General features: G+C 37.0%; 4 protein-coding genes. All 4 read left to right on the top strand.

Annotated elements, in window-relative coordinates:
* Positions 1–142: 142 nt before the first annotated feature.
* The 4 genes from VNZ46_RS07875 to VNZ46_RS07885 all read left to right on the top strand — a co-directional run bounded on the left by VNZ46_RS07875 (position 143) and on the right by VNZ46_RS07885 (position 2,336).
* Positions 143–616, top strand: coding sequence for a redoxin domain-containing protein (locus VNZ46_RS07875; RefSeq protein ID WP_325559523.1), 474 nt, complete (start codon positions 143–145; stop codon positions 614–616).
* 200 nt (positions 617–816) lie between these two features.
* On the top strand, positions 817–1,392 hold the full coding sequence (locus VNZ46_RS07880) for a DNA-3-methyladenine glycosylase I (protein ID WP_325559524.1): 576 nt from the start codon (positions 817–819) through the stop codon (positions 1,390–1,392).
* 279 nt (positions 1,393–1,671) lie between these two features.
* Positions 1,672–1,857 carry a zinc-binding dehydrogenase gene (locus VNZ46_RS29375; protein ID WP_414693473.1) on the top strand — a complete coding sequence of 62 codons (186 nt, stop codon included), beginning with the start codon at positions 1,672–1,674 and terminating at the stop codon, positions 1,855–1,857.
* A 53-nt stretch (positions 1,858–1,910) separates the two neighbouring features.
* Positions 1,911–2,336, top strand: coding sequence for an OsmC family peroxiredoxin (locus VNZ46_RS07885; protein WP_325559525.1), 426 nt, complete (start codon positions 1,911–1,913; stop codon positions 2,334–2,336).
* Positions 2,337–2,758 lie beyond the last annotated feature (422 nt).

Here is a 2,758-nt window from a genome sequence, read left to right on the forward strand (position 1 = left end):
AGTCTATATTTCCCATGCTTTGGAAGTAGCGAATATTATCGAAGCGGCCGCGATGAACCATTAAAATAAGCATAAGAAATATAGTTGTACACTCTGAGGCAATCGGAAATTTTCGGCGAACTCCTGGAGAAAAAATTGAACAATGCTAGAACCTGGCACGAATGCTCCCGACTTTACATTAGCGACCACACAGGATAATTCTTTTACGTTGTCAAAAAACAAGGGTAAACGAACGATTCTTGCCTTTTATCCTGCTGACTGGAGTCCGGTATGTACCGATCAAATGAGTTTATACAATGAAATGCTTGATTATTTCTCCAATCTCAATGCGACGCTTGTTGGGATCTCGGTAGATGGGAAATGGTGTCACGCTGCATTCAGTCATAACAGGAAATTGGATTTTCCATTATTGTCAGATTTTGAACGTAAAGGTTTCGTCTCCAAAAAATATGAGGCTTTTGACGACCAAGCAGGCGAATCTTTTCGTGCTTTATTCGTCATTGATGAAAACGGATTTATTAGGTGGACTTATCTGTCACCGCCAAATGCCAATCCTGGTGCTGACGGCATTATTCAGGCCTTAGAAGAATTAAACCAGCAACAATTAATGAAATAAAGATGTCTGAATTAACGCTGAAAAACTTATGATTGCCAACATTAGATACCTTGATAGATACAAAAAAATTGAAGATAAATGGTTTTTCTCCGAAAGAAGATTGTCGGTGCAATGGATTGAAAACAGATAAGCACATTTTGAGTCAACTGTGAAAGACCCAAAGCACAAAAAAAAACTCACCGTTTTAATCTCCTGCTTTTATGTCTGATATCAAATCAATAGTTCGTTGTCCCTGGAGCCTTACTTCTGAGTTAATGATTAAATATCATGATGAAGAATGGGGAGTTCCACTGCGCGATGACAGGAGACTTTTCGAGTTTATTTTACTCGACAGTTTTCAGGCCGGATTAAGCTTTAATACAATCCTCAATAAGCGAGAAAACTTTCGAAAAGCCTTCGATAATTTTGATCCCCAGAAAATAGCTCGTTACTCTGATAAACGAATTGAAAAGCTGCTTAATAACGCAGGCATAGTTCGAAATAAATTAAAAATCACCGGAACGATAAATAACGCCAGGAAATTTATAGAGATTCAAAAGGAGTATGGTTCTTTTGATAAATTTATCTGGCAGTTTACAAATGATAAGACTATAAAAAATAGTTGGCAAAGCGTGAAAAAAATTCCCTCAAGAACTGCACAATCCGATGCAATGAGCAAAGCTCTTATTGAAAAGGGATTCAAATTCGTTGGCACTAAGATATGTTATGCTTTTATGCAAGCAGCTGGCATGGTTAATGATCATCTGGTTGGATGTTATCGATACAAATCGATTTAATAGGGGCAGGGATTAAGCCTCACAGGGATTCACCGAATTTATTTCCGGCTCAGAAAGCCTGCGAAAAAGAATAGCGCGATTTTACTTTTTACAATAATCGCTTTGGTTCCTACAATCCGCTTATTGGTTTGTTTGGGAACTTTACTCAACACAATGCAAGAAAGTATAAATCAAAAAAAGTATCACTAATTATTAATAATAAAATCGATAAACAATGATTAAGAATATAGTACTCGTTCATGGCGCCTGGGCAGATGAAAAAACCGGGAACAATTTAATGTGCGTGCTGTATCGTTCCGCTTAGTCTCAAACGGCGCCCGGTTACAAGTGATTGGTGCATTAATAAATGCTGGTTTGGTTCGAGTAATAATTGGAAAAGAATTTCCACTTTCGGAAGCAAAAGAAGCGCATAATTTAGGCGAAAGCGGCCATGTCAAAGGGAAAATTATTTTACGGGTACAGTAAATATTTGAAAGAATAATTGCAGCAAATAACAAAAACAATTAAAATTTTATGATATGAAAAGAACAGCAAGTGCACATTGGAAGGGTGATATTAAGAATGGTAAAGGCGAAATATCAACCCAAAGCACTACTCTTAAAGAAACACAATATTCCTGTAAGTCACGCTTTGAAGATGGTGTTGGAACGAATCCTGAGGAGTTGTTGGGTGCATCACATGCGGGATGTTTTACAATGGCGGTAAGCGCAGCACTTACGAAAGCAGGTTATCCAGCTGGCGACCTTACTACCAATGCGACCGTGGATTATGATATGAAAGAGTCAAAGATTGCAGGTATTACCCTGAATCTTAACGCATCTCTTATTGAAGGATTGTCTGCTGATCAATTCAAGTTAATCGCAACAGAGGCCAAGGAAACCTGTCCCATATCAAAAGCTCTAGCCAGTGTATCAATTTTGTTGAATGTAAATTATAATTCATGATGGATTCCTGGTTCTTGCCGAATCTTTCTGCAGGGCTATATGGTGATTCCTTTTATTAAAAACGGTTTTTCTATGATATCAGAAACATCTATAAATGTAAAACATCAACAGATCAGGCTCATGAACTCATATGATGTTTTCATTGCAAAAACTTGAGTCTGTCGTTAATAAACTAGATATTAAATATGCGAAAGATGTAACGGCGGAGCCAAAAAAACATAAGAGTACCTTAAATCAAGATGTTCTCTATTAGAACAAATTGTACATCAGAACTTTGATAGCAATTCGGGCATTCAAGATTTTTTAATTTGTGAATGCCCGAATGTGTATCTCAAGCTTTGAGAATTTTTGAGTTCTTTTGAGTAGGTATTTAAAAGGAAAAGCCTGTAAATTCCACATTTTACAGGCTTTTGAAAACATTT

This window comes from Pedobacter sp. (assembly GCF_035566355.1).
Lineage (GTDB): Bacteria > Bacteroidota > Bacteroidia > Sphingobacteriales > Sphingobacteriaceae > Pedobacter.